Annotated in this window: 1 protein-coding gene; it reads left to right on the top strand. The window is 74.2% G+C overall.

What is annotated here, in order from left to right:
• Positions 1–1621 (top strand): type I polyketide synthase (locus G3I65_RS27705; protein ID WP_160698721.1); only part of this gene is annotated, 1621 nt, incomplete at both ends.

Here is a 1621-nt window from a genome sequence, read left to right on the forward strand (position 1 = left end):
TGCGGCACGGCGTGCTGCCGAAGACGTTGCACGCCGACGAGCCGTCGCCGCACGTGGACTGGACGTCCGGCGCGGTTTCGCTGCTGACGTCGCCGCGGCCGTGGCCAGCCGGGGAGCGGCCGCGACGGGCCGGGGTGTCGTCGTTCGGGGTCAGCGGGACCAACGCACACGTGATCCTGGAAGAGGCGCCCGCGGCGGAATCGGTGGCCCCTTCTTCCGACGTCCCCGACGCGCCGTGGGTGCTGTCCGCCCGGAGCGCCACGGCGTTGCGGGGGCAGGCCGCGCGCTTGCTGTCCCTTGTGGACGAGAACCCGCTCGACGTCGCCCACTCGCTGCTGGCTTCGCGCAGCCGGTTCGAGCACCGCGCGGTCGTTCTGGGCTCCGACCGCCGTCGCGGGCTCGCCGCGCTGGCCGCCGGCGAAGAGGTGTCCACTGTGGTCACCGGGGTCGCGGACGCCGGGCCGGACGCGGTGTTCGTCTTCCCCGGCCAGGGTTCGCAGTGGGCCGGGATGGGCCGCGAGCTGCTGGAAACGTCTCCGGTGTTCGCCGCCCGGCTGTCCGAGTGCGCGGCCGCGTTGCTGCCGTTCACCGACTTCGACCTGCTGCGCGTGCTGCGCCGCGGGGACGAGCTGGACCGCGTCGACGTCGTCCAGCCCGCGCTGTGGGCGGTGATGGTGTCGCTGGCGGCACTGTGGGAAGCCCACGGCGTCCGGCCCGCGGCGGTGCTCGGGCACAGCCAGGGCGAGATCGCCGCCGCCTGCGTCGCGGGCGCGCTGTCCCTTTCGGACGGCGCGCGCGTGGTGGCGCTGCGCAGCCGGGCGCTGGCCGCGTTGTCCGGTCAGGGCGGCATGGTTTCGGTCCGGCTGCCGCTCGCCGACGTCGAAAAGCTGCTGACGCCGGGCCTTTCGATCGCCGCGGTCAACGGCGCCGCGTCCGTCGTGGTGTCCGGGGAACCGTCCGCATTGGACGCACTGGTCGAGAAGTGCGGCGAGCACGCGAAGCGGATCCCGGTGGACTACGCGTCCCACTCCGCGCAGGTCGACTCGCTGCGGGAGCGGTTGCTCGCCGACCTCGCGCCGATCCGGCCGCGCCCGGCCGACGTCCCGTTCATCTCGACCGTGACCGCGTCGGCGTTCGACACCACCGGGCTGGACGCGGAGTACTGGTTCACGAACCTGCGTCAGCCGGTGCTGTTCGACCCGGCGCTGCGGGCCGCGCTGGCCGAGGGCTGGACCGCGTTCGTCGAGCTGAGCCCGCACCCGGTGCTCACGCTGGGGATGCAGCAGACGGCGCCGGGCGCGGTCGTCGCCGGTGCGCTGCGCCGCGGCCACGGCGGCCTCGACCGGGTCCGGCAGGCGCTGGCCGAGCTGGCCGTCCGCGGCATCGACGTCGACTGGGCGCTGCCCGCCGGCCGCCGGATCGACCTGCCCACCTACGCGTTCGACCACCGCACCTACTGGCTCACCTCCCAAGCGGCACTTTCACGTGAAAGTGACACGGAGGAGCGCTCTCCGGATCACTTTCACGTGAAAGTGACGGGGTTGAGCGCGGGCGAGCAGCGGCGGGCGCTGGTGAAGCTGGTCCGGTCCGCCGCGGCGGCCGTGCTCGGGCACGCGTCGGC

Source organism: Amycolatopsis sp. SID8362 (genome assembly GCF_010550475.1).
Lineage (GTDB): Bacteria > Actinomycetota > Actinomycetes > Mycobacteriales > Pseudonocardiaceae > Amycolatopsis > Amycolatopsis eburnea.